The organism is Salinisphaera sp. Q1T1-3 (assembly GCF_003602005.1).
Lineage (GTDB): Bacteria > Pseudomonadota > Gammaproteobacteria > Nevskiales > Salinisphaeraceae > Salinisphaera.
Genome location: NZ_QZWD01000009.1, coordinates 110,161 through 134,751, shown reverse-complemented (window position 1 = coordinate 134,751; position 24,591 = coordinate 110,161). Strand labels below are relative to the sequence as shown.

The window sequence follows — 24,591 nt, the reverse complement described above, 5'->3', positions numbered from 1 at the left end:
ACTGTTCATCACGACAGCGCGGCCTGCTCGTTGGGCGGCAGAAGCGCTTTCACATTGTCGAGCGTATCGGCTTGTGCGAACGGTTTGTCGGTCCGCCAGCGGGCGATCCGCGGGAACCGGACCGCGATGCCCGATTTATGGCGATTGGACGCCTGGATGCCCTCGAAATGCAGCTCGAAGACCTGATGCGGCGTCACCGATCGCACCGGCCCGAAGCGCTCCTTCGTGTTCTTGCGGATCCAGGAGTCGACCTGACGTATCTCCTGGTCGGTCAACCCGGAATAGGCCTTGGCGAACGGCACCAGCGCATCGCCGTCCCAGACCGCAAACGTGTAATCGGTCAACAGATTGGAGCGACGCCCCGAACCCGGCTGGGCATAGAGCAGCACGGCATCGATGGCAAAGGGATCGACCTTCCATTTCCACCAGTCGCCGCGGACCCGGCCGACCCGATACGGCGAGTCGGCTCGCTTGAGCACGAATCCCTCGGTCGCGTATTCGCGGGACTGCTGTCGCAGCGCGGCCAGGTCCGCCCAGGAATCGGCCGTTACCGGCTCGGAAAGTGCGATCCGTTCATCGACATCGGCCAGCAGGTGTATCAGGTGATCGCGGCGCTGGCTCAACGGCGCCGTACGTACGTCTGCACCGCCATATTCCATGCAGTCATAGGCGAAGAAACGCACCGGATGTTTTTTCTGCATCGCGGCCGAGGGCTTCAAACGGCCGATGCGGCGCTGAAGCCGTGCGAACGGCAGAGGCAACGGCGCGCCCGGCTCCCAGGCCAGGATCTCGCCGTCGATGACCGAGCCCTCGGGCAGATCGGCCGCGGCAGCCTCCAGCTCGGGGAAACGGCCGGCCATCAGGTCCTCACCACGCGACCAGATATGACATTCACCGGCCCGACGAATGATCTGGGCCCGAATACCGTCCCATTTCCATTCGGCGTGCCACTGGTCGCGCTCGCCCAGATCGGCGATCGTCTCGATGGGCGCATTCTCGATCGGCGAGGCCAGAAAGAACGGATATGGCTGGGCGGCATCCTCACCGCGGTCCGCCGGATCGATCAGGCGTTCGAAGAATGCCGGCGTGGGCTGCCAGCGGCCCATCAGTCGATGGGCGATGCGGGCCGCCTCGACGCCGGCGTATTCCGCCAGCGCCCGCGTGACCAGACGCCGCGACACGCCGACCCGGAACGCGCCGGTCAGCAGCTTGTTGAGCGTGAAACGCGCTTCGGTGGGCAGCTCGCGCCACCAGGCGACCAGACGCGCCTTCTGTTCGGCCTCGTCGCACTGCTTCAGTGGCAGGATGCGCGACTCGACCCAGGTATGCAGCGGCACATCAAGCCCACTTTCGCCGGCGGCGATCTCATCGAGCAGAAGCGTCATGGTCTCGGCGGAATCGCCCACCGCCGAATAGCTTTCTTCCAGCAGCCACATCGGCATATCGATCGTCTCGGCGACCCATTCGCGCAGCTTCGGACCGGGAATCAGACGCTTGAGACGACGCCCGCACAGAAACGACACCGCCCAGGCAGCATCAGCGGCCGGCGCGGACGCGAAATAGTCCCGCATGGCGGCCACTTTCGGGTTGGTCGCCGTCGTGGCATCGAGACGCATGTATAACGCAGTGAATCGTCGCATCGTGCGGACCTTTTGCGCGGATTGCCCCACAAAGGCGTAATCGGCCGCGACCGGCAATGGCCGAGTCGGACCACCGCCCAAACGTTGAGGATACTGCCTTAGAGCGCTATCGGATGCAGGCTTGCGAACCGCTGAATCGCGTCAGCGCGTTGCAGCTGGACCGCGGGCTGCCTACGGTTGGGCGGACCCATTTGAACAGTCCGCGGTCGGCAATCGAGCCCTGGGGAAGCCGCGGCACAAGGATTGCGTATGAGTAGTAGTGAGACCACCGTCGACCCGATGTTTCAACGCGAGCAGGATTTCGGCGATGCACCGACCGAGATCCGCAAAACCGACCATTATCAGCACGAATACGTACACGACTTTGTCGAACGATGGGATGACCTGATCGACTGGGACGGCCGTGCCGCCAGCGAAGGCAACTTCTTCATCGATGTCCTGAAAAAACATGGCTGCCACACCGTCATCGATGCAGCCTGCGGCACCGGCTTTCATTCCGTTCAGCTCCTGCGCGCCGGCTTCGAGGTCGCCAGCGTCGACGGCAGCCCGCAGATGCTCTCCAAGGCATTCGACAACGCCCGAACCCGGGGCTATATCCTCAAGACCGTGCACACCGACTGGCGCTGGATGAGCCGCGACATGGTCGGGCGCTACGACGCCGTCATCTGTCTCGGCAACTCCTTTACCCATATCTTCAACGAGCACGACCGGCGTCGCACGCTGGCCGAGTTCTATGCGCTGCTCAAGCACGACGGCATCCTCGTGCTCGACCAGCGCAACTACGATGCGCTGCTCGACGGCAAATCGTCGCCAAGCAAGAAATACTATTACTGCGGCGAGGGCGTGTCCGCGACGCCCGAACACGTCGACGACGGGCTGGCGCGATTCCAGTACGAGTTTTCCGACGACGGCTCCGTCTATCACCTGAACATGTTCCCGCTGCGCAAGGCCTATGTGCACGACCTCATGCATCAGGTCGGCTTTCAGAACGTGACCACCTACGGCGATTTCCAGTCGAGCTATCGCGAGGAGGATCCCGATTTCTTCGTCCATGTGGCCGAAAAGAAATACGTCGCCGATTCGCACGACACCCAGGCCGCCAAGCGCACGAACACGCGCGGGCGCAGCTACAGCGCCGCCGTCAAGACCGCGCAGCAGTATTACAACAGCAACGACGCCGACAATTTCTACTCCCAGCTCTGGGGCGGCGAAGACATCCACATCGGGCTCTATGACACCGATGCCGACGACGTCGTCACGGCCAGCCACCGCACGGTCGAGCGCATGTGCGCGCTGATCGAGGACAAGCTCGGCCCGGATACCCAGATGCTGGATATCGGCGGCGGCTACGGCGGCTCGGCGCGATATGTCGCCGACAAGTACGGCGCCTCGACCGTCTCGCTGAACCTGTCGGAGGTCCAGAACGAACGCGGCCGGCGACAGAATCGTATCCGCGGCTTGTCGGAACGCGTGACCATTGTCGACGGCGACTTCGAGGACATCCCCTACGAGGAAGACAGCTTCGACGTCGTATGGTCGCAGGATGCGATGCTCCACTCCGGCAATCGCAGTCGTGTGATCGAGGAAGCTGTCCGGGTACTCAAGCCCGGCGGCGTGCTGGTCTTTACCGACCCGATGATGGCCGACGACTGCCCGGACGGCGTACTGGCGCCGGTACTCGCACGCATCCAGCTCGAAACCATGGGCTCACCGGCGTTCTACGAGCGCGAGCTCACGCGTCGCGGTCTGACGCTGCGTGTGTTCGAAAACCATACCGATCAGGTCGCACGCCATTACGGCGGCATCCGGAAAACGCTCGAATCGCGCGAGCACGAACTCGCCGGCACCAGCATCTCGGATGACTACATCGCCCACATGAAGAAAGGGCTGCAGCACTGGGTCGATGCCGGTAACGCCGGGCATCTGGCCTGGGGCATCATGGTCTTCGATAACTAAGGCCCGCGCCGACGGCACGTGCTCGACCGTGTCGTCGGATATCAAAAGAGCGCCGCTCGGCTCTGCCGACGGCGCTCTTTTTCTAGCATCTGCCGAGGGGCGCTCCGCGCGCCCCGTTGGCGTGCGTCCGTCCGGCGAGGCCAGGCGCGCAACGGGGATCAGACGTTTTGACGCCCAATCCTGGCGCGCAGGCGTATCGATCCACGACACGTCCCATCAGACAACAACCGCCAGACAACCGTCATCGACGGCCACTGGCCTTGCCTTCGACGTCTTGTCGACCGGGCCGCTATCTATGGAACCTCTGATTTATTCATCCACGGTCGCGTTTGAGTCCCAAAAGGCCACGATACAAGGCGCATGGCGCCGCGTCATAGCCACTCTATGATCCAGCCATGCAACGCCGTAGCGCGGCCTTTTGGGACAAACCGCTTAGCGGCCGGGCTTTGCGCGCGCCTGAGCGGCGTTGCCGCTCGCTCATTTGCATTCAGCAAACGGCGCTCGCGGCGTCTTGTCAGACGCGCGCAAAAGACACCGGCGCGACCGTAGATGAATAGATCAGAGGTTCCCTATCAACCGCGCCGGCCCGACACCATGGGTGTGACCGGAATCGGCAGGGCCCGGGCTTCAGTCGAACAGCCGGAAAAGCTGGGTCGCCCCGCCATCGATGACCATCTCGGCGCCATTGATGCTTCGGGCATCGTGCGAGAGCAGGAAACACACCAGCGCGCCCACCTCGTCCGGCTCGATGATCGCCTGTGTCGGCACGCGTCGCGCCACCTGATCCCGAACCTTCTGGATGACCATGGGTGTATCGACCACGCCCGGACACACCGCATTCACCGTGATGCCCGTACCACGGAAATCCTCGAGCAGAGACCGCGTCAGATTCGCCAGACCGGCCTTGGACGCCGCATAGCTGGGATAGATATAGCCGGTGATGGCGGCGATCGAGGCGATATTCACGATACGTCCCCAGCCAGCTTCTTTCATGGCCGGCGAAAACGCGCGGATCATGTTGAACGGGCCGACCAGATTGACATCCAGCGCCCCGCGAAACGATTCGGCGGTACTGTCGTCCATGTACTTGCGGTCAAGCACACCGGCGGCATTGACCAGAGCGTGGATCGGGCCGACATCCCGCGTGACGTCGTCATGCAGTTTCTCGACGACGGCCTCGTCGGTGATGTCGGCCGCAAATGCCGTGGCCTGGCCACCCGAGCGGGTGATGGCATCGGCCGCGCGCTCGCTGCGCTCGGTATCGAGATCAACGCAGACGACAGTATGCCCGGCCGCGGCCAGACGCGCGTTGATGCCCTCGCACATGCCGCCGCCGGCGCCGGTGACCAGGACATTGAGTGACGATTTATCCATGGGTATGCATCACAGTCCGTTGTGAAATGAACCGGTGAAAGTGTCGCGACCCGGCAGGGGTGGCGATGTATTCACTCGGCCCGGCGATAGCCTTCAAGGCTCGCATCGTCCACCTCGTCCAGATTCACCACGATATTCTCGGGCGTGCGACAGGTCATCCAGACCAGATCTTCCGTGATCGACATATTGGCCTCGACGTGCGGCATGTACGGCGGCACGAAGACCCAGTCGCCTGCTTTCATATCCACGTACTCGGCGTAGTTCTCGCCGAAATAGATTCGACCATGGCCCTTGATGACCCGGCCCCCGGTCTCGGCTTCGCCGTGGTGATGCGGCGGCGAGCGAAAGCCCGGCTTGTTGGACACTTCGCCGAACCAGATTCGGGTGGCCGGCGTGTGCTGCATCGATACGCCCGAGACCCGGACGCAATCGCCCGATTGGGCGGTCCCGGTATTCTCCTCGCCGCTGCGGGTGACGACGGGCACAACGCGAGCGCTCTCGTCCGTCGGTTTGTCGTGCTTCATCTCGTCGGTCGACATGCGCCTCTCCTTCAGTTTCTTCGGATGAATCTGTCTGTCTGCCGATCACGGGCCGGCAATCGGTACGGCTGGCGGCAATCTGTGCGAAGCGAAACCATTTGATTTACCGCAGGTGTCCGCATGCCACGCGAATCCTGATACCGACTCATGATCCCTCGGCGGTCACTGCCCAAACCGACGCGTTTGTCTTGCGCGGGACTTGACAACGACCGACCAATACACTGTACATAAAAAAACGAACGTTTGTATAATCGAGCGGACGCACTCTTTTCACGCTGTCGTCCCGGAGGCCATCGATGAGCGACCGAACCGATTCCGAAGTCGAAAACCCGTCAGTCGACGAGGCCGCCGCAGACGCGGCGAACGTGCATGAGCGCCTGTCGCACAAGCTGGCCGATGCCCGCCTCGGCGGCTCGGAAAAACGCCGCGAGAAGATCCAGGCATCGGGCAAACTGCTCGTTCGTCAACGCCTTGAGCTGCTTTTCGACGACACCGACTACGTCGAGGACGGGCTGCTGGCACGCTATGAGGAAGGCCTGCCGGGCGATGCCGTCGTGGTGGCCTACGGCCGTATCGACGGGCGCAAGGCCTGTGTCATCGCCAACGATTACTCGGTCAAGGCCGGCACCTGGGGCAAGCGCACCTTCGAAAAGATCACTCAGGCCCAGAAGAACGCCGACGACGCGGGCATCCCGATCGTCTACCTGTTCGACTCGGCCGGCGCCCGGATCGACGAACAGTTCGACAGCTTCGCGGGCCGCCATGCCTGGGGCAACATCTTCTACAACCAGGTCCAGATCTCCGGACGGGTGCCCCAGGTCTGTGCCCTGTTCGGGCCGTCACCGGCCGGCTCGGCCTATGTGCCGGCGCTGTGCGACATGACGATCATGGTCCGCGAGCACGCTACCGCGTATCTGGGCTCACCGCGTCTGGCCGAGATGGTCACCGGCGAACAGGTGACGCTTGAGGAAATGGGCGGCGCCGACATGCACTGCACCGTCTCCGGCCTGGGCGATGTGCTCGTCGAGGACGATGCCGAAGGGCTGAACGCGATCCGTGTGTGGTTGTCCTTCCTGCCGGCCAACTGGGAAACGCCACCGCCGATGGCCGCGCCGCTGGCGCCCAGGTCGGGCCGGACGCTCGAAGATATCGTTCCGCTCAAGGAATCCGAAGTCTTCGACATGGAAGAGTTCATCGAATCGCTGGTCGATGAAGGCTCGTGGTTTCCGTACAAGGAGCTCTTCGCGCCGGAAATGCTCACCGGCTTCGCCCGCATCGAAGGTCGTGCCGTCGGGCTGGTGGGCAACCAGCCCCAGCACATGGGCGGCACCATCTTCCCGAATTCCTCGGACAAGGCCGCGCGCTTCATCTGGATCTGCAACGCCTACAACATTCCGATCGTCTTCCTGGCCGATATCGCCGGTTACATGATCGGCACGCAGGTCGAGCGCGAGGGCATCATTCGCCACGGCGCCAAGATGGTCTCGGCGGTTTCCGACTGTCGCGTCCCGCGTATCACGGTGCTGGTGCGCAAGGCCTATGGCGGTGGATATCTGGCCATGTCGGGCGCGCCGATGAACCCGGATGCGGTGATCTCGCTACCGACGGCCCGACCGGCGCTCATGGGCCCGGATGCCGCGGTCAACGGCATCTATTACAACCAGATCCAGGCAATCGAGGATCCCGACGAGCGCCAGGCGTTCATCACGAAGAAACGCGACGAATACGCCGAGGACATCGATGTCTTCAAGATTGCCAACGAAAACGCGGTCGAGGCCGTCGTGCCATCGAATGACCTGCGCGCCGAGCTGGTCCGGCGTCTGGATCTTTATTCCCGCCGCAAGATGACCCGCGTCGAGCGCCGCCAGGCCGTCACCCCCGTATAGACCGCGTTCACCGACACCGACAAGACGCCGCCCCGACCCCTCGTCTGCCCGATCGCCGCGATCGCCTGGTGTCGGGGCGCGGCACGTCGATCATTCAGCTGCCCGGAACACAACTTATGCCAACAGAAACCGCTGCCCGACCGGACACCCCGACGATCAAGGGCCGTCCCGACCGCTACTGGGAAGACCTCGTCGCGGGCGACATCATCCAGACGGCCGGCATGACGATCACCGATGCCCATCTCGTCAACTGGGCTGGCCTGACAGGGGATCTCGTCTCGCTGCATCTGGACGAAACCTATGCCGCGCAGACCCAGTTCGGCCAACGTATCGCCCACGGCCCGTTGACGCTGTCGCTCGGCCTCGGCCTCATGAGCCAGACCGGGTATTTCAGTAACGTGGTCGCCTGGCTCGGGCTCGACGCCGTGCGCGCCAGCGCGCCGGTGTTCATCGGCGACACCATCCATGCGGCCGGCCATCTGGTGGAAGCCCGCCGGTCGAGCAAGCCGGGCATGGGCATCTGGGCGATCGACTACGAGATCTTCAAGCAGGACGAAACGCGTGTGATGACCTTCCGCAGCAGTTTCATGATCCAGACCCGAGAGACAGACTGACCGCCCCGGGCTCGGCCAGCCGCGGGGCGCGACCGGTCATCGCCCCGGCGACACGCGGCCGCGGCGGGCGTCGAGCTCTCGCGGGCCGGCAACGATCATTGTCCATCGACCGCTGGCCGCGACAGGCAGTGATGAGTACGGGGTAACTGCCCCGTCCCTGTCTGTGTCCCGCCGCCCGCCCGCCTCGTGAAATCGATGACAAGCTGCGGCTAGCGCCTTGCTCCAGACGACAGGCATCGCGCCCCGGTTCACGCGCGGCCGGCGTCACCGACGCCGCAGTCGCAGTCGCAGATGACAGGCCAAACACGCCAGTGTCGGCGCCCACCGCATCCAATGACCGCCGAACAACACCGTGCTTGCTCACCCAGCCGATCCGGCGTGGTCTTTTTGGAAACGCCGAACGGTGATCGAAACAGCTGATGTTGTGCGCATGTCGGCGCCGGCTGTCTTCAGGCAGGTCATGCGGGCAATAGGCCAGCCGGCTGGCCCGGTCTTACGGCCTGTTAACACTTCCCGCGTGCGCCGCGCCGGGGCTCATTTTTATGCAAGACAAGGCATCGGACGCGTACGACCGTCATTCTGCTGTAGCGAACGACAACGCCGGATTGCGGAAAAATGACCGCCGTCCCGTTGGGTTGCGCTCAAAGACCGACCCCGCGGTCACGTGCGACGTGTTATTAATCCGGCACCCAAACAGCTGACGACGTCAGCTGTTTTCAACGCCATCGAAAGAAACGCCGGCCCTTGTCCGTCTTTTTATTTTCAATGGCTTCACGGCCGTTGGCCGTGGCGCGCGTGCTGTCGCACACGCGCGTTATCAACCCGAAAAATCATCTATTTTTAGGCCGGGTTAATAACAGACCCTAGAAGATCCATCGCAGGCAACCGCCGCACATCACCCGCGCATCGCGCGCCACATATCGGGGAGATAGCGCGCGGTCACGGCCACGACGATCGCAATGGCCTGAACCAGGAGCTGGACCGAGGTTTCGGCGCCCAGTGCCAGCACCATCTGGCCGAGCAACGACATGAACAAGGCCGCCACGCCGCTCGCGATCACGCTGCCGCGCCCACCGCTGAACGGCGTACCGCCGACGACGACAGCCGCGATGGCCGGTAACAGATAATCGTTACCCGCGGTCTGCGAGGCCGAGCCGATGAAACCGGTGAACAGCATGCCAGCCACGGCGAAGCACAGCGCGGCCACGGCATAGGTCCCGACCTGGTACCGCAGAATCGGGATGCCCGCGGCTGCCGCGGCCGCCGGGTTCTGTCCGACCGCGACAAACCGTCGCCCGGCGATCGATCGTTTCGTGACGATGCTGATGAAAACGATGAACAGAAGCGCCAGGAGCAGCGTCATCGGTATCCCGAGCACCGTGCTGTGAGAGAACGCTGCCAACGTCGATGGCGCCGACATCGGGCTGCCGCCCGAAACCGTGCGGACCGCACCCAGAAGAATCGCGTTGGTCGCCAGGGTGGTGACGATCGGCGCAATATTCACCCGGGCCACCAGCAGGCCGTTCACGGTGCCGATGAACAGCGCGATCATCAGCGTGAGCGGCACGGCCAGCAGCGTCGAACCGGTTAAAAAGCCGATCTTGGCGAAGAGCAGGCCGGCAAGCGTCATCGTGCCCGGCAGGGACATATCGAGCCCGCGCTGCTGGATCACGACCGTCATGCCGACCGCCGCGATCGCGAGAATCGCGGCGAACGGCAACAGAGAGCCGAGCGCGGCCGGACGCACGACACCCGGCGTGACGACGCTGCAGACCCCGAAAAGCACGATCAGCGCGGCCCAGATCCACGAGAACTCGTTGAACAGGCCTGCTGACAGACGGGACAGGCCGCCACCATGGGACGTGGGCGCGGTTTCGTGCACGGCTGTCGTCATACCGGTACCACCTTCTGACGGCTTTTGGAGTACAACGCGACGGACGCGATGATGAGCAAGCCCAGGAGATACTGCTTCCACTCCTGGCTCAGTCCGATGAATACGGTCACGGAATTCACCTGCACGATAAAGAGGGCGCCCAGCAGCGCGCCGATGAAAGACCCGCGCCCGCCGAACAGACTGGCGCCACCGATCACGACCGCCGCGATCGAACTCAGGGTGTAGGTCAGACCGGCGTTGGGATCACCGATGCCGACCTGGGCGATCATGGTGACCGCGGCCAGGCCAGCGAATACCGAGCACCCCACATACGCCAGAAGCCGCACATGCTTCGGCCGGATACCCGCGGTCCGCGCTGCCTCCTGGCGCGAGCCGAGCCCGCGCATGGACACGCCCAGCCCGGATCGATACAGGCCGAACTCCATGACCAGGGCCAGGATGACTGCGCCGATGAATGTCCAGGGCACGACACCGATCGTGGCGCCGAGCGCGATCATCACGTCGCCGTCGATCATCCCGTCGGCCACCGGCCGCAGAATGAGCGAAACCGCCTGGACCGCCATGTAGGTCGCCAGGGTCGCGACCATCGGATGCATGCGCAGGCCCTCGACCAGGCACCAGTTGACAACCCCGACCGCGATGGCGGCCAGCAGCAACAATATCCAGCCCAGAAAGTGAGCCCCGAGGCCGAGTTCCTGCAGGACGAAGAACGACGCCACGATCTGACACAGGCCCATCAACGGGCCGACAGCCAGATCGATGCCGCTGACCATCATCAAAAGCTGTTGCCCGTAACCGACCAGGGCAAGCGTGGCGGCCAGCGTCAGCATGCTGTTGAGATTGCCGCCCGACAGATAATACGGATTCGACAGCCCGGCGACCGCGCCGAGCAGCACGGTCGCCAGACCGACCATCGCCAGTGGCGCACTGTTGCCGGCGGCCCATTTCCAGAACCGGCCAACGGTCTTGTAATCCTTGTCGCGCTGTTCGGTCGACTTCAGCACCGATGCCGTGATGCGATCCTCGCTGACGCGTTCGCCGGACAGCGTCTCGACCACTCGGCCACGCGAGAAGATCGCGACCTGATCGCTCAGCCCCGCCACTTCCTGGGCATCCGAGGAGACCACAATGACGGCCACGCCGCTGTCGGCGGTTTCACGGATGATCCGGTAAATCTCGGCACGGGCGCCCACGTCGACGCCCTGGGTCGGCTCGTCGATCAGCAAGACCTGCGGCCGGGCGGCCAGGACACTCGAGAGCACGACCTTCTGTTGGTTGCCCCCGGACAACGACTGGATCGGCGTCTCTGCATGCGGCGTCTTGACCGCGAACTGGCGGATCGCCTGCGTCGCGCGGCGATGCTCGCAACGCCCGTTGACGAGGCCGGCCGTTGCGTCGCGGCCGAGACTGCGAATCGAAAAATTCTCGCGGACCGGCAGCTCGGCAAAGATACCCTCGCGATGGCGGTCGCCCGGCAGATAACTGATGCCATGCGAGCGGGCCTGGCGGGCCGAGCGAATACCGATCGGCTTGCCCTGCAGGCGTACATCGCCGGTGCCGCGATGAATGCCGGCCAGGGCGCGCATGAATTCACGCTGGCCGTTGGCATCGATCCCGGCCAACCCGAGGATCTCGCCGGCGCGCACGTCCAGATCGACATGCGAGAAACCCGGGCCCGAGAAGTCGCGCGTGGACAGCACGGTCGCGCGGTCGCCGTCGACGGCCTTGGCCGGAAAGGTCCGATCCAGTTCGCCGCCCACGATCAACGACACGATCCGATCCTCCGAGAGCCCGCGGGCCTCGAACGTGCCCTGCCCTTCGCCGTCACGCAGGACCGTCAAGCGATCGGATATTTTCTGAACCTCGCGGATGCGATGCGAAATATAGATCACCGCCGTACCGCGTGCCGTGACATCACGGACCCGCGCGAACAGCCGCTCGACGTCTTCGGCGGCCAGATGTTCGGTCGGCTCGTCGAGTACCAGCACTTTCGGCTCGCAGGCCAGCGCCTTGACGATCTCGACGATGAAACGCTGCTCCGGGTTCAACGTCACGACCTGATCCCGAGGCGTGATGGCGACGTCGTCACTCCAGTGTTTCAGCAGGTCCCGGGCCCAGTCGTTCAGGCCGGACAGGGACGGACGACGCGCGCGTGGCATGCCCAAGTACAGATTCTCGGCCACCGACAGATCAGGCATCAACGCCGGTTCCTGACGCACGATGGCCAGGCCCAGCTCTCGTGCCCGATCCGGCTGGCCCGACACCGGCTGGCCATCGATTTGCACCTGGCCGGCGGTGGCAACGAGCGCGCCGGAGGCCACGCCCATCAACGTCGATTTGCCGGCGCCGTTCTCGCCCACGAGCCCGTGCACCTCCCCCGCGCGGACATCGAAGGTGATGTCGTGGAGAGCCCGGACGCCCGGGAACTGTTTCGAAACGCCTTGCATTTCGAGAAGCCGGTGGTCTGTCGTCATGGATACCTCGTCATCCCGCCCGCCGGACCGGCCCGCCTTCGACGGATGCCCCGAGGCCGATGACATGGCGTGGTCGGGGCTTGTCATGCCGCAGCACGATGCTGGCGATCGCTGACGCGCGACGTCTGGGCATCGCCGACATTGCCGGACCGTGTCACGATGTTCTGCGTGTTGTCTTGCATGTGCCTCCCCCTTGCAAGGCCGCTGACGAGCGCGTGGCTCTGCCGTCGGTCTCGAAAGCAGCACCCGGTCATTCACCGGACGCCTGTTGTTCGCTGTCGATCAGTCCGGCCCACGCGGCGCGGGCCGGATGGCAAGGCGTCTCGTGCGAGACGCCTTGCCTTGCGAAAGCTCAATCGAGCTTCATTGCGACCGTTTTCGTCTCGGTGTAGACATCGAGCGCTGCCTCACCCATCTCGCGGCCCCAGCCGGACTGCTTGAAACCGCCCCAGGGCATCGCCGGATCGATCATGTTGTGGGCATTGATCCAGACCGTGCCGGCACGGATCCGGGCGGCCAGCCGATGGGCCACGGTCAGATCCTTGGTCCAGATACTCGCGGCCAGGCCGTACGGCGTGTTGTTGGCCTCGCGCGCCAGCTCGTCGAGATGCTCGGTGGTCATCTTCATGGCGCTGATCACCGGGCCGAAGATCTCTTCCTTGTAGACCCGCATATCCGGCGTCACGTCGGCCAGCAGGGTCGGGCGCACGAAATAGCCGTCCATGCCGGGATCGCCACCGGCCACGACCTGTGCCCCTTCGGCAATGCCCGACTGGAGCAGTTCGTTGACATGGTCGAACTGTTTCTGCGAGACGATCGGCCCCAGATTGGTCTCCGGATCCAGGCCGTGGCCCAGCTTGAGCCCCTTGGAATATTCGGCCACGCCTTCGATCACGCGGTCGTAGACATCCTCATGGATGTACAGCCGCGTACCCGCGCTACAGGCCTGGCCGCTGTTGAGATAAACCGCCTCGGCGACCTGCGGAATCGCGGCGTCGATATCGGCATCGGGGAAGACGAACACCGGGCTCTTGCCGCCGAGTTCCAGGGTCACCCGCTTCAGATTGTCGGCCGAGGCCCGCACGATGGCCTTGCCGGTCGCGGTCGAGCCGGTGAAACCGACCTTGTCCACGTCGCCATGCTCGACCAGGGCCGCCCCGGCCTTGCCGTCACCGGTCACGATATTGATCACGCCATCCGGCACGCCGGCCTCGCGCGCGATATCGGCGAACAGCAAGGCCGATAGCGGCGTATCCTCGGCCGGCTTGACGACAACCGTATTGCCCGCTGCCAGCGCCGGCGCGAGCTTCCATGCCATCATCAGAAACGGCACGTTCCACGGCAGAATCTGCCCCACGACGCCGACAGGCTCGCGGGTGGTATAGGTATGCCACTCACCGGGTAGGCCAACCGGCATCGTGTCGCCGCCGATCTTGCTGGCCCAGCCCGAGAAATAACGGAAATGCTCGGCCGCGGCCGCGATATAGCCGCCCTTGACCACGCCATAGGGCGATCCCTCGTCCAGCGTGTCGAGTTCGGCGAGCTGCACGGCGTGCTCGTCGATCAGCTCGGCGATACGCCACAGCAGCCGCGACCGGGCCGCCGCCTTGGTCTGAGGCCAGCTGCTCTCGTCGAACGTCTTGCGCGCCGCCGCCACGGCCGCCTCGATGTCGCGAGCGCTGCCATCGGCCACGTTGGCAATCACCTGACGGCTGCCCGGGTCGTACACATCGCGACGGCCACCGTCGATCGGATCGTGCCATGCGCCGCCGATGAGCAGCTGATGCGATTTCCCGAGAAACTGACGGGTCGCATCACTGACATGTTCGAGCGGCTTGTCGAAGTTGAAATGATTACGCATAGGTCTTCAGTCTGCTTTGGGGGATCGAATGAATTACTGCGAGAACAGCGCTTCGAGCTTGTTCTCGGGCAGTAGCGAAGAGAGATCGGCATCGGGCGGTGCGCTCTTCGAGCACGCCGGCATCGTATTCGTCGTGCTATCGGCGTAGACGTAGGGCACCACCCCGAGCGGTTCGTCGATGTCGACGTGGTTGTGGGCCGCCAGAGCCTGGCGAAGCGCGAACCGGATATCGGCAGTGGTCCCGTCGAGCGCGAGATACTTCCAGCCGTTGCCGTTCTTGACGGATTGCCGATACAGGCAGTTGAGCTCGTTGTTACTCGCCACTGTCGCCAGCGCGGGCATCCGCGTGCCCGATTGCTGGAATGCCTTGGCCGTGGCCAACGCCGTCACCCCGAAATCCGAGGCGATACCGTCGATCCGGTCGCCGTACTTCGCGATGAGGCCGGCGGCAGCTTTCTGCGCGTCGGCCGGGTTCCAGTTCGTCGCGATGAAGTTCTGGTCCAGCAACTTGAGGCCGGGATGTGCTGCCAGCCCTTTCTTGAATCCCTTGAGGAAAATCGATGACGAGGTTGCGCCGGCCGGGCCACCGAGCATGAGCACGTTGCCCTGGCCATCCAGCGCCTTGGCCATCCATTGCGCGTAGGTCTGACCAATCGCGTAGGAATCCTGATACGGGTTGACCGCGTAATCGAAGCCCGGACGACCGGACAACTGATTGAAGTACGGCACCATCGTCGTACCGTTGCCGTTGGCACGCCGATACGCCGGAATCGCGGCTTCTCCGAAGTCCGTGAAGGCCAGAATGATCTCGTAGCCCTGGGCGGCATAGCCGTTGATTGCCGCGTTATAGGCCTGGCGATTGCCACCGGCGTCGGTATAGCCCGCGATCGTGAGGTTGTCGCATGCCGACGCCTCGTCCTTGAGTTCGGCTACCGTTGTCTTGCGCCAGGTATCACCGCCGTATCCGTCCACGAGCGCCACTCGGATCGGCTGACTGCCACACAAGGGCTTGATATCGATCCCTTGATCGACCTTGGCCGGCTCTTGAGCCACGGCAGTCAGACTGGCCATGGTCAGGACACAGCTGGTGGCCAGCTGCAAGACAAGACAGCGCACGTTGAATCGGCTCATATTCTCCTCCTTGATCATTCTTGTATTGCGCGCCCCGCCTGGGCAGGCCGTCGCTTGTGTTTCCTTGCTGCAGACCACCGCATCGCATCTCCTCGGCGGTACTCGTTTTTTCTTCTGCCGGCGACGTCTATATCCGGCCGCGTGTGATCTCGAAAGAGAACCGCTCTTACAGCCGGCGCGGCATGTCGCACCGCCGGACACGCCAGAAGCCCGATGATTTCGGGACCCGCGATCCGATGTCCGGCTTCACGGATTCACGGATTCACGGATTCACGAATTCACGAATTACTGATTTTTTCTCGCACGGCGGAGACCACGAAACGCGATGTCGCAGGGCGAACAATCCAGAGTCCAGCAATGGGAATCGGCTTCTCAGTTTTACGAACTGACGTTCGTTTTGTTTTAGCGTGGCAGTTCGAAAACTGTCAAACAGACAAAGGTCGTATATTCGGTCACATCGGATGCCGATCGATGCGACGGCCGCATCGCCGCAGGCGCGGTGAAGTGCTCATAGAAACGCGCCGCTCGGCGAGCACATCATCTCGAATGCCGCCGTATTTTTATTTTTACGGCATTATCGATGCATTTACAGGGATTATTGACCCAATGTTAGAACAGATAAGATTTCAGGCTAATGACGCGAGGATACGAAGGCATGCATGTCGCGGCCAAGGACATCTGAAATTTAAATTTCGAGACCCCAGGCGTCGGTGTCCATTGTCGACGGCGCTGAAACAGCCGACGGCTTCGTCGGCTTTGGCTCGGTATTGATGGACATCAAATACTGCGTCCATTGCCCAATACATAACCACTCGAAAAGATGCCCGATCGGCAGCAAAGCCCCCTGGAATCAGACCGAAAAGATGACTTTCAGGGCTTTCTCTTTGAAAGCGTAAAAAATCGCCATTGCGCGCTTACCTGGCGATACCGAAACCACGGCGTTTTTAATTTCGCGAAACGGCGCGACGCAATCTGGACGACATTCAATCGATAAGCGCCAGGGTCTGTTGATGTTTCGTTCGAGCGCCTTTTCGTCGAGAGACCGCCGTGTGTCCGGCAAGGCGCGAGTCGCCGATCGTGGCGTGCCACGATCCAGACTCGCAACGCCGCAGGGCGGGATTTGTGGCCCAACCCTTAGGGACAAACGCTTTTTTGCGGCAATCCAGCGTTGTAGCCCGCTAGTGCAGAATGACAGCACGGCGCGCACTACGCCTCGTCTTGCCGCAAAACAGCACTTGGCGCGGACTCGCACGAAACATCAACAGGCCCTAGAATAATTCATGTTTCTTTCATCAGCGATTTCACTCATGACAGGCGCAACCGCACATTGCGTCCGATAAGACGCCTGGAAAACCGCGATCAAGGCCTTCTACCGGGATATGCATCGGCGATGCGCACGAAGCGGGCAAACCATACATCCGAGTCGGGACACACGTGATTTCAAATAAAAGACGGGAGAGCGCCAAGCGCATCCGGCAGGCTGCCAAAAAGCTTTTCTTCACCCAGGGCTACGATGCCACGACGCTGCGTCAGATTGCCTTCGAGGCGGGTTTCAAGGTGGGCAGCCTCTACAACCACATCGATAGCAAGGAAGATTTGCTGTTACAGATCATGGGCAGCGTCATTGATGATCTCAATGAGCGTGTTCGTGAAGCAGTCGCGGCAGCCGAGGGGGATACAATCGAAAGACTGCGTGCCGGCCTGGCGGCTCATCTGGCGTTCCACGCCGAGCGTGCACAGGAGGTCTTCATCGGCAATACCGAGCTCAAATCGTTATCCGAAGAAGCCCGTTCGTCGATCACGCAGAAACGGCTCGAATATGAATCCTATCTCGGCGATCTCATCGAAACCGCCGATGCGGCAGGCCTGGCCGATACGATCGACACCAAGCTGCACGTCTACAGTTTCATCGCCCAGGCCACGCATATCGCCAGCTGGTATCGCCCCGACGGGCGCCTGTCACTCGAGGAGATCGTCGAAATCTATACTCGATTCGCGTTGCGCGAAATCGGTGTGTTCTCCGACAACTGACCGTTTCTCCCCAACGGAGAGTGCGACCGGCTGGATCGAGCCGGTCGCGTTTGCCGACCCTGTCGCGGTCGGTCGACGATTGCGGTTCCAGCAAGCCAGACCGCTCAGGCCGCCAGACGCGAAAACACTCTCTTGCCTATCGTGACGGCATCGGCCCCGCCGTCGCCGAATGTCGTTTACGTACGAACTGTACGAGGTCGACAGCCTCATGGTGCCGCTCGCGGGGACACCCCGAACCGGCCCAGCGCCCGGACGGGGCCACCCCGTTATCGCGTGCTCACGTAGCCCGGCGGCGCCGCACTCGCGATGCGTTGGCTTGGCATCGCCTGGCCGCTAGCGCCGCTGCCTATCTTGTGACGACATCAACTAGTCCCAGCGGAAGATGATTTTGCCGCACTCGCCCTTGTCGGCTTTCTCGATCTTTTCGGGGAACTGGCTGATCGGCACGACTTCCTCGACACAGGACATGAGATCAATCTCGTGCTGGCGAACGAATTCCAGCATCGGCCACCAGTCCGCGATGTCATAGATCCACGAGCCGTGAATCGTGACCTGTCGCAGGATGATCGCGGGCACCGGACCAACCGATGTCTCGTGTCCCATGCCGACCAGCACGATGTGCCCGCCCAGTCGGGTGGCCTCGACCAGACGCTCGTGCACGGGACCCGCGCCCGTCGTATCGATCACCGTGTCGGCGCCCTCGCCCCCGGTCAGTGATAACAACTTTTCGACTGCGTCGGTCTGGCTGCCGTCGATGACCTCGTCGGCACCTGCCTCGCGGGCGAAGTCACATCGCGCGGATGATAGATCGATGCCGATGACCCGCATGCCGAGCTTCTTCGCGATCAGGACGATATTCAGTCCCACCGGGCCAAGCCCCCAGAGCGCAATCGTCCCGCCGGGGAAACAGCTGCCGGTCTTGATCGCCGACCACGCGGTGCCGAAATTGCAGGAGAGCACCGAGCCATCCTCGTAGCTGAAATCGTCCGGCAGGGGCAACAGTTGACCGCTTTTCGCGACGAAATGATCCGCGTTGGAACCGTCCCGGTTTTCCATCATCGCGACGCGTTCGGGGTCATCCGGCGGTGCGATGAAGTTATGCGGACATTTCTTGAATTCCCGCGTCTGACAATATCGGCACTCGCCACAACCCAGCGCGTGATAGCCGACGACCCGATCGCCCACCTTCGGCCATTGCACACCTTCGCCCACCGCGATGACCTCGCCGACCGGCTCGTGCCCGGTGTAGGTATGGGTACAACTCGAACGATACGCCTTGGGCGCGCGATAGACATGCAGATCCGACCCACAAAGCGCCGAGGTCTTTTCCTTGATCAGCGCCTCGCCCGGACCCGGTGTGGGCGTCGGTTTTTCAACGAAGTCGATTTCCTTGTCACCCAGAAAGACATAACCTTTCATTTTCTCTCCTCCTTTTCTTTTCTCTCGTATCGTTTCGAGAGTATTCGACTGACGTTCGGCCAACGTTTTCAACCAACACGACACCGCCCGTATCGGGGCGAGCCATCGATGTCATCGTCGAGGCGCGGCCCGCAAGCTTTACGGTCGGCGTTTCATGAGCGCGGTCCGGCGCACGACACAGACCAGATCGTCGTTCTGGTTGAAGCCGCGATGCTCGATACCGACGATGCCCCGGTCCGGTTTGGATTTGGATTCGCGCTTGTCCAGGGCCATGGTCTCCACGCGCAGCGTGTCACCGACGTACACCGGGTTCGGGAACTCGATATTCCGGAACTCGAGATTGCCCAGCGTCGTGCCCAGCGTGGTGTCCTGGACGGGAATCCCCGTCACCAGACCCAGCGTGAAAATGCTGTTGACGATACGCTTTCCGAAGGGGCTGTCCTTGGCGAATTCCTCGTCGAGATGCAACGGCTGGACATTCATCGTCAGCGTCGTCACGAGCAGATTGTCGGTTTCGGTCACCGTTCGGGTGACTTCGTGCTTGATGACGTCGTCGATGACAAAATCTTCGTAATACAAGCCGCTCATGGCGTACCTCGTTGTTCGGAATCGAGCGCGGCGGCGTCCTGGCCGAGAAGATCGCGCGCGTGGTTGGCATGGGCCAGATCGATGTGCTCGCCGCGATAGATCACCGCGCCGTGGCCGGCCGCGCGACCCTGCTCGAACGCCTCGACCAGCCCTTCGTAGTATTCGCGGGCACTGTCATCGAGCCCGTAGGCGTCGTTGGCGATCGGCGCGTGCGACGGGTGAATGAGCACCTGGCCGGTATAACCCAGCCCGCAGTTGTCCTCGGCGAAACGCCGCATGCCGTCGAGATCCTTCACGTCCTGCCAGAGCCCCAACAGGATGTTGGACAGACCGGCCGCCCGGGCCGCGAGCACGACTCGACTGCGCAGATACAAGGTTTCTGTGCCCTCGGCGGTCCAGCGAAAACCGACAGCGCGCGAGATATCCGCGTTCTTCGCGGCGGCGGCCATCACACCGGCGACCCGCGGCGCGGCCAGCAGGCTGTCGATATCGCGCAACGAGGCCGCAGTTTCCAGAGACGGTACGAGCGAGACACGGCCTCGCTCGATGTCCGCCTCGATCTCGGCAGCCGTGATCAACCCGTCGAAGCGCACGATGTCATCGGCGCCAAACAGTTTCGGCAAGAGAAACGCCGACAGATTGGCGTGTGTAACGGCTGCCACATCCCGGCCGAAGAACGGCGTATCGAGCGCGTTCGGGCGCACCAGAATACCCGTGCGACCCTCATATGCATCCAGCGCCTGGCGCGCGTTGATCCGGGCCGTGTCCTTGGCATCCTCGGGGACCGCGTCCTCGAGATCGATGATGATGGCATCGGCCTCGCCGGCCAGTGCCTTGTCGATCCAGTCGCGCTTGTGACCGGGGACGAACAGCAGAGAGCGATAAGGGGTCACGCGCTGCCCTCCTCGGTAATCGTCGTGAGCAGGGTGCCGGCAGCGATCGACTGGCCGACCTCGACATCGATCGCACCGACCACGCCGGCAACCGGCGCAGCCAGCGAGTTCTCCATCTTCATCGCCTCCAGGACGAACAGGATCTCGCCCTTGTCGACCTGCTGGCCGGCGGCCACGTTGATTTCGGTGATGCTGCCCTGCATCGGGGCCTTGACCGTGCCGTCACTGACCGCTTCTTTCTTCGAGCGCCCCCGACCGGTCCGCCCGGCCAGGCTCTGTGGCTCCTGGCTCGATCCGGCCGCGGCCGCCGGCATCCGGTAGCCGCCACCTTCGACGTAGTCGGCGAACACCGGCACGATATAGAAACGCCCGCCCACCTCGACGACCGAACGATCTTCACTGTCCGCCAGGATCTCGTCGACGGCGGACTCGAGCCAGAGCGTACTGAAGTGCAGCTCACGGAAATCCTTGTGAGCAATGATCTTTTCGATGGCCGGGATGGTCGTCGGCACACCTTCGATCTTCAGCCGGCCCAGGCCGTCGAGCAACCGATCGATCGCCGTGTCCCGATCGGGCCCGTAGGCGATGAGCTTGCCGATGAGGCTGTCGTAGAACGGCTGGATGGTGTCACCGGCAACATAGCCCGTGTCATAACGCAGCCCTTCGCCCTCCGGCGCCTCGAGCGAGTCGACGGGCCCGGGCGCCGGGATGAACTGGCCGTCCGAGACGTCTTCGGCATTGATGCGTGCCTCGATCGCCGCGCCTTTGGGCGCGAGGTTGTCACCGATGGACAAGGGCTCGCCGGCCGCCACCCGGATCTGTTCCGCGACGAGATCAACCCCGTGCACCAGCTCCGTGACGGGATGCTCGACCTGGATACGGGTATTCATTTCCAGGAAATAGAACGCATCGCCTTCCTGCAGGAATTCGACAGTCCCGGCCCCGACATAGCCGACTTCTTCGGCCAGCCGCACGGCCGCCTCGCCCATCGCCCGGCGCAAATCATCGGACAGTCCCGGCGCGGGTGATTCCTCGACGAGCTTCTGATGGCGACGTTGTACCGAACAGTCGCGATCGCCGATGTAGACAGTGCGGCCGTGGGTATCGGCGAACACCTGCACTTCCACGTGGCGCGCGTGTGTCAGGTATCGCTCGAGATAGACTTCACCGTTGCTGAACGCCGATTTCGCTTCCTGAACCGCCGACCGGAACGCCTCCGCGGCCTCTGCGGCATCGTTGACCCGTCGCATGCCGCGGCCGCCGCCGCCGGCCGATGCCTTGATCAGCAAGGGATAGCCGTGTGCCGCGCCAAAGGCCTCGACTTCTTCGGCGCCGGCGACCGCGCCGTCGGAGCCCGGGGCGAGTGGCACATCGGCGGCGATTGCCCGCTCACGCGCGGCGACCTTGCCGCCCATCTGCGTGATCGCATAGGCCGAAGGCCCGATGAACGTCAGCCCGGCCTCGGCAATCGCCGAGGCGAAGTCCGGATTTTCGGACAGAAAACCGTAGCCCGGATGGATCGCTTCGGCGCCGACTTCCTTCGCCGCCGCCACGATCTTTTCGATATTCAGATAGTTTTCGCTCGCCGGCCCGTCACCGAGATCGATGGCGGTATCGGCTTCGCGAACATGGAGCGACGACGCATCGACCGCCGAATGCACCGCCACGGATTCGATCCCCAGCGACCGACAGCTGCGAATGATGCGGACGGCAATCTCACCCCGGTTAGCGACAAGAATCTTGGAAAACATGGGTCCTCTTATCTCTTGTGCGTCGCCGTTTTAGCGCGCGGAACAAAGGTTGTGACAGGCGCCGATGCCGGCGATGCGCGTGGTGACCGTGCGACCCTCGGACAAAAATTCCTGGGGATCGCGCCCGGCGCCGACGCCCCCCGGCGTGCCGGTGAGAATGACGTCCCCCGGGCGCAGCGTGGTGATCGCCGAGATGTAGCGCACGAGCGCGGTGGGCGGAAACACCAGGTCGTTGGTGCGGGCCTGCTGCTTGAGCACGTCATCGACCCGGCATTCCAGAGACAGATCCGGATCCAGCCCGGTCTCATCGACGGTCACAAGGGTCGGCCCGAGCGGCGTGGTCTGGTCAAAGGTCTTGCCCTGCAACCATTGCAGCGTGTACTTCTGGAAATCGCGCGCGGAAATATCGTTGGCCACGGTAAAACCGGCGATCGCCTCGCCGGCCTGTTGTTCAGTGGCACGCGAGACGGTCTCGCCGATGACCAGCGCCAGCTCGGCTTCCCAGTCCACCGCCGATGAGCCGGGGGGCAACACGATGTCGTCGTTGGCGCCGATCAGCGCATCGGCGAATTTCGCGAACAACGTGGGATGCGTGGGCAGCTCGCGATTCATCTCGCGAATATGGGTCCGATAATTGAGCCCGACACAGATGATCTTGCCGGGCGCGGTCACCAGCGGTGCGAAATCGGCCTCGTCGACCGGGATGCCGTCGGCGGCCATCTGTTTTTCGATCTTGGCCGGCCCGGTCCGCAGCAGGGCGCCGACATCGTCGAAGGGCAGGGTTCGGAAAGTCCCGTCCCGCTCGACGGCGGCCGTCGTGCCCTGCCCGGTACGCAACGTCGCGAGTTTCATCCGTTCCACCCCATATCAGTCTTGAGCTGAGACTTGACCAGCTTGCCTGCGGCCGAGCGCGGCAACTGGTCGGCTTCGACGAACACGATCTTTTTCGGAATCTTGTATCCAGCCAGATGCTCGCGCAGGAACGTCGACAGATCCGAGACCTCACAGTGCATGTCGCGGCGCAGCACGACAGCCGCTCGGACTTCCTCGTCCCAGACCGGGTCGGGCGCCCCCACCACGGCGGCTTCGAGCACGGCCGGATGCAGATGCAGGGCCTGTTCGACTTCGACGGAATACACGTTTTCGCCGCCGGTCTTGATCATTTCCTTGAGCCGGTCGCGGAAATAATAGAAACCGCGTTCGTCCACGGTCGCCAGGTCCCCGGTGTGCAGCCAGCCGCCGCGAAACGCCTCGGCCGTCGCCTCCGGGTTCTTGTAATAGCCGTCCATGAGCGACGGCCCGCGAACACAGATCTCGCCGGACTCGCCCGGACCCATCACGTTGCCGTCGGCATCCTGGAGCTGCACCTCGGCCAGCAGATATTCGGACCCGATCGAGCCGTCGGCCTCGGGATCCAGCATGTATTGCGGTTGCAGGCGCGTGACCATCGGCCCGGCCTCGGTCAGGCCATACCGAAAATAAAGCTCGGTCTCGGGCAACAACGCGGTGAAGCGTTCCTTGTCGGGCATGCGCAATAGACCAGCGCCGGTATGCACGGCCTTGAGATGGCGCTGCACCGCGGGATCGGCGAAGACGCCGTTCTGCATGAGCCGGCGCATCATGTTCGGGATCAGGAAGGTATTGGTGATCCGCTCGCGCGCGACCCAGTCCAGCACCGTCTCGTCGTTGAACTTGTCGGCAATGACGCTCGTGGCACCGGCGATGAAATGCGGAACCAACCAGCACAGCAGCGCGGCCGAGTGAAAGAGCGGCGTGAGGATCAGGCCGCGCTCGTCGGGCCGCCGACCGAACCCGCAGTCATACATCTCGTTGAACGCGTTGGCCGCAGCCGCACGATGCGAGATCATCACACCCTTGGGCGTGCCCGTACTGCCGCCGGTATAGATGATGCACAGCGGACTGTCCGGCGTCGCGATATCCTCGAGAACGCCGCTGCCGGTACGCAGTCTGTCCACCACTGTGCCTTCGACGATCAGCGTGGGCTGCTTGTCGCCACTGGCCTCGAGGATCGCCAGCGCCTGCTCGGCGTTGTCGAGCATCCGCTCTTCCAGCAGGATCACATCGACCTCGGCGGTCTTGATCCCGACCGCCAGCTCCTGGGCCGACCAGCGCCAATTGAAGGCGACATAGGTGCCGCCGGCCGCGGCAATCCCGAACAGGCATTCGGCATTGAAGACGGTGTTCCCGGCCAGCACGCCGACATTGTCGTGCGTGGCCACGCCGGCCGTCCGTAGACCGCGGGCGAGCTGCCAGGCGCGCTCGGCCGTTTCGGCGAACGTCAGTCGGCATCGCGCATCGACCAGCGCTTCGCGTGCCGGATACCGACGATGATTCAGACGCAACCATTCGTTGATTGTTCGCAACGTTTTCTCCTCCTTCGCGGCGCCTGACGTGACATCGGCAGAATGCGATTACCGATTAACGAACAAGCGCTAGTTTTAAAGCTAGCACGACGCTATTCGCGTGTCGAGACATGCGCACGACGGTGCGCGAGCCGGCCGATGATGGCGCAAAAAAAA

General features: G+C 63.1%; 17 protein-coding genes. 4 read left to right on the top strand and 13 right to left on the bottom strand.

Translation table 11 applies throughout. The features are described 5' to 3' along the window. Window positions 1-8: 8 nt before the first annotated feature. Window positions 9-1,640, bottom strand: a complete 1,632-nt coding sequence (locus D3260_RS10305; protein ID WP_120098543.1) for an ATP-dependent DNA ligase — start codon at window positions 1,638-1,640, stop codon at window positions 9-11. A 249-nt stretch (window positions 1,641-1,889) separates the two neighbouring features. Between D3260_RS10305 and D3260_RS17835 the strand changes: the two genes are divergently transcribed. Next, a complete protein-coding gene (locus tag D3260_RS17835; RefSeq protein WP_120098509.1) occupies window positions 1,890-3,596 on the top strand; it encodes a class I SAM-dependent methyltransferase in 1,707 nt (568 codons plus the stop codon). Between the two features lie 627 nt (window positions 3,597-4,223). Here D3260_RS17835 and D3260_RS10295 read toward each other — a convergent pair. Together D3260_RS10295 and D3260_RS10290 are read right to left on the bottom strand one after the other, a co-directional pair. Beyond that, window positions 4,224-4,970 (bottom strand): SDR family NAD(P)-dependent oxidoreductase, encoded by a 747-nt coding sequence (locus D3260_RS10295; protein ID WP_120098508.1) that lies wholly within the window; start codon window positions 4,968-4,970, stop codon window positions 4,224-4,226. A 71-nt stretch (window positions 4,971-5,041) separates the two neighbouring features. Continuing rightward, window positions 5,042-5,509, bottom strand: a complete 468-nt coding sequence (locus D3260_RS10290; RefSeq protein WP_120098507.1) for a cupin domain-containing protein — start codon at window positions 5,507-5,509, stop codon at window positions 5,042-5,044. 296 nt (window positions 5,510-5,805) lie between these two features. Between D3260_RS10290 and D3260_RS10285 the strand changes: the two genes are divergently transcribed. Both D3260_RS10285 and D3260_RS10280 read left to right on the top strand, forming a co-directional pair. Then, window positions 5,806-7,395, top strand: a complete 1,590-nt coding sequence (locus D3260_RS10285) for an acyl-CoA carboxylase subunit beta (protein WP_120098506.1) — start codon at window positions 5,806-5,808, stop codon at window positions 7,393-7,395. Between the two features lie 116 nt (window positions 7,396-7,511). Then, window positions 7,512-8,009, top strand: a complete 498-nt coding sequence (locus tag D3260_RS10280) for a MaoC/PaaZ C-terminal domain-containing protein (protein WP_120098505.1) — start codon at window positions 7,512-7,514, stop codon at window positions 8,007-8,009. A gap of 895 nt (window positions 8,010-8,904) precedes the next feature. Here D3260_RS10280 and D3260_RS10275 read toward each other — a convergent pair. The 4 genes from D3260_RS10275 to D3260_RS10260 all read right to left on the bottom strand — a co-directional run bounded on the left by D3260_RS10275 (window position 8,905) and on the right by D3260_RS10260 (window position 15,369). Beyond that, window positions 8,905-9,903, bottom strand: a complete 999-nt coding sequence (locus D3260_RS10275; protein ID WP_120098504.1) for an ABC transporter permease — start codon at window positions 9,901-9,903, stop codon at window positions 8,905-8,907. Then, window positions 9,900-12,377, bottom strand: coding sequence for an ATP-binding cassette domain-containing protein (locus D3260_RS10270; protein WP_199671454.1), 2,478 nt, complete (start codon window positions 12,375-12,377; stop codon window positions 9,900-9,902). Before D3260_RS10270 ends, D3260_RS10275 begins: the two co-directional genes overlap by 4 nt. Before the next feature lie 352 nt (window positions 12,378-12,729). Next, complete coding sequence (locus D3260_RS10265; RefSeq protein ID WP_120098503.1) at window positions 12,730-14,238, bottom strand: aldehyde dehydrogenase; 1,509 nt, start codon at window positions 14,236-14,238, stop codon at window positions 12,730-12,732. A gap of 33 nt (window positions 14,239-14,271) precedes the next feature. Further along, window positions 14,272-15,369 (bottom strand): substrate-binding domain-containing protein, encoded by a 1,098-nt coding sequence (locus tag D3260_RS10260; protein ID WP_120098541.1) that lies wholly within the window; start codon window positions 15,367-15,369, stop codon window positions 14,272-14,274. Between the two features lie 1,434 nt (window positions 15,370-16,803). Here D3260_RS10260 and D3260_RS10255 point away from each other — a divergent pair. After that, window positions 16,804-17,400: a TetR/AcrR family transcriptional regulator gene (locus D3260_RS10255; RefSeq protein ID WP_120098502.1), complete on the top strand. Its 597-nt coding sequence runs from the start codon at window positions 16,804-16,806 to the stop codon at window positions 17,398-17,400. Window positions 17,401-17,766: 366 nt separating this feature from the next. Here the strand turns inward: D3260_RS10255 and D3260_RS10250 are convergent, their stop codons facing one another. The 6 genes from D3260_RS10250 to D3260_RS10225 form a co-directional block, all read right to left on the bottom strand. Further along, the gene (locus D3260_RS10250) at window positions 17,767-18,819 is read right to left on the bottom strand and encodes a zinc-binding dehydrogenase (RefSeq protein ID WP_120098501.1); all 1,053 of its coding nucleotides are present in this window, start codon (window positions 18,817-18,819) and stop codon (window positions 17,767-17,769) included. Between the two features lie 138 nt (window positions 18,820-18,957). After that, window positions 18,958-19,407, bottom strand: coding sequence for a MaoC family dehydratase (locus tag D3260_RS10245; RefSeq protein WP_120098500.1), 450 nt, complete (start codon window positions 19,405-19,407; stop codon window positions 18,958-18,960). After that, the gene (locus D3260_RS10240) at window positions 19,404-20,300 is read right to left on the bottom strand and encodes a CoA ester lyase (protein WP_120098499.1); all 897 of its coding nucleotides are present in this window, start codon (window positions 20,298-20,300) and stop codon (window positions 19,404-19,406) included. The genes D3260_RS10245 and D3260_RS10240 overlap by 4 nt, the downstream gene beginning before the upstream one ends. Beyond that, entirely contained in the window at window positions 20,297-22,051 is a 1,755-nt protein-coding gene (locus D3260_RS10235) for an acetyl-CoA carboxylase biotin carboxylase subunit (protein ID WP_120098498.1), read from the bottom strand. The genes D3260_RS10240 and D3260_RS10235 overlap by 4 nt, the downstream gene beginning before the upstream one ends. Window positions 22,052-22,081: 30 nt before the next feature. After that, entirely contained in the window at window positions 22,082-22,903 is an 822-nt protein-coding gene (locus tag D3260_RS10230) for a fumarylacetoacetate hydrolase family protein (protein WP_120098497.1), read from the bottom strand. Then, window positions 22,900-24,435, bottom strand: a complete 1,536-nt coding sequence (locus D3260_RS10225) for a class I adenylate-forming enzyme family protein (protein WP_120098496.1) — start codon at window positions 24,433-24,435, stop codon at window positions 22,900-22,902. Before D3260_RS10225 ends, D3260_RS10230 begins: the two co-directional genes overlap by 4 nt. Window positions 24,436-24,591 lie beyond the last annotated feature (156 nt).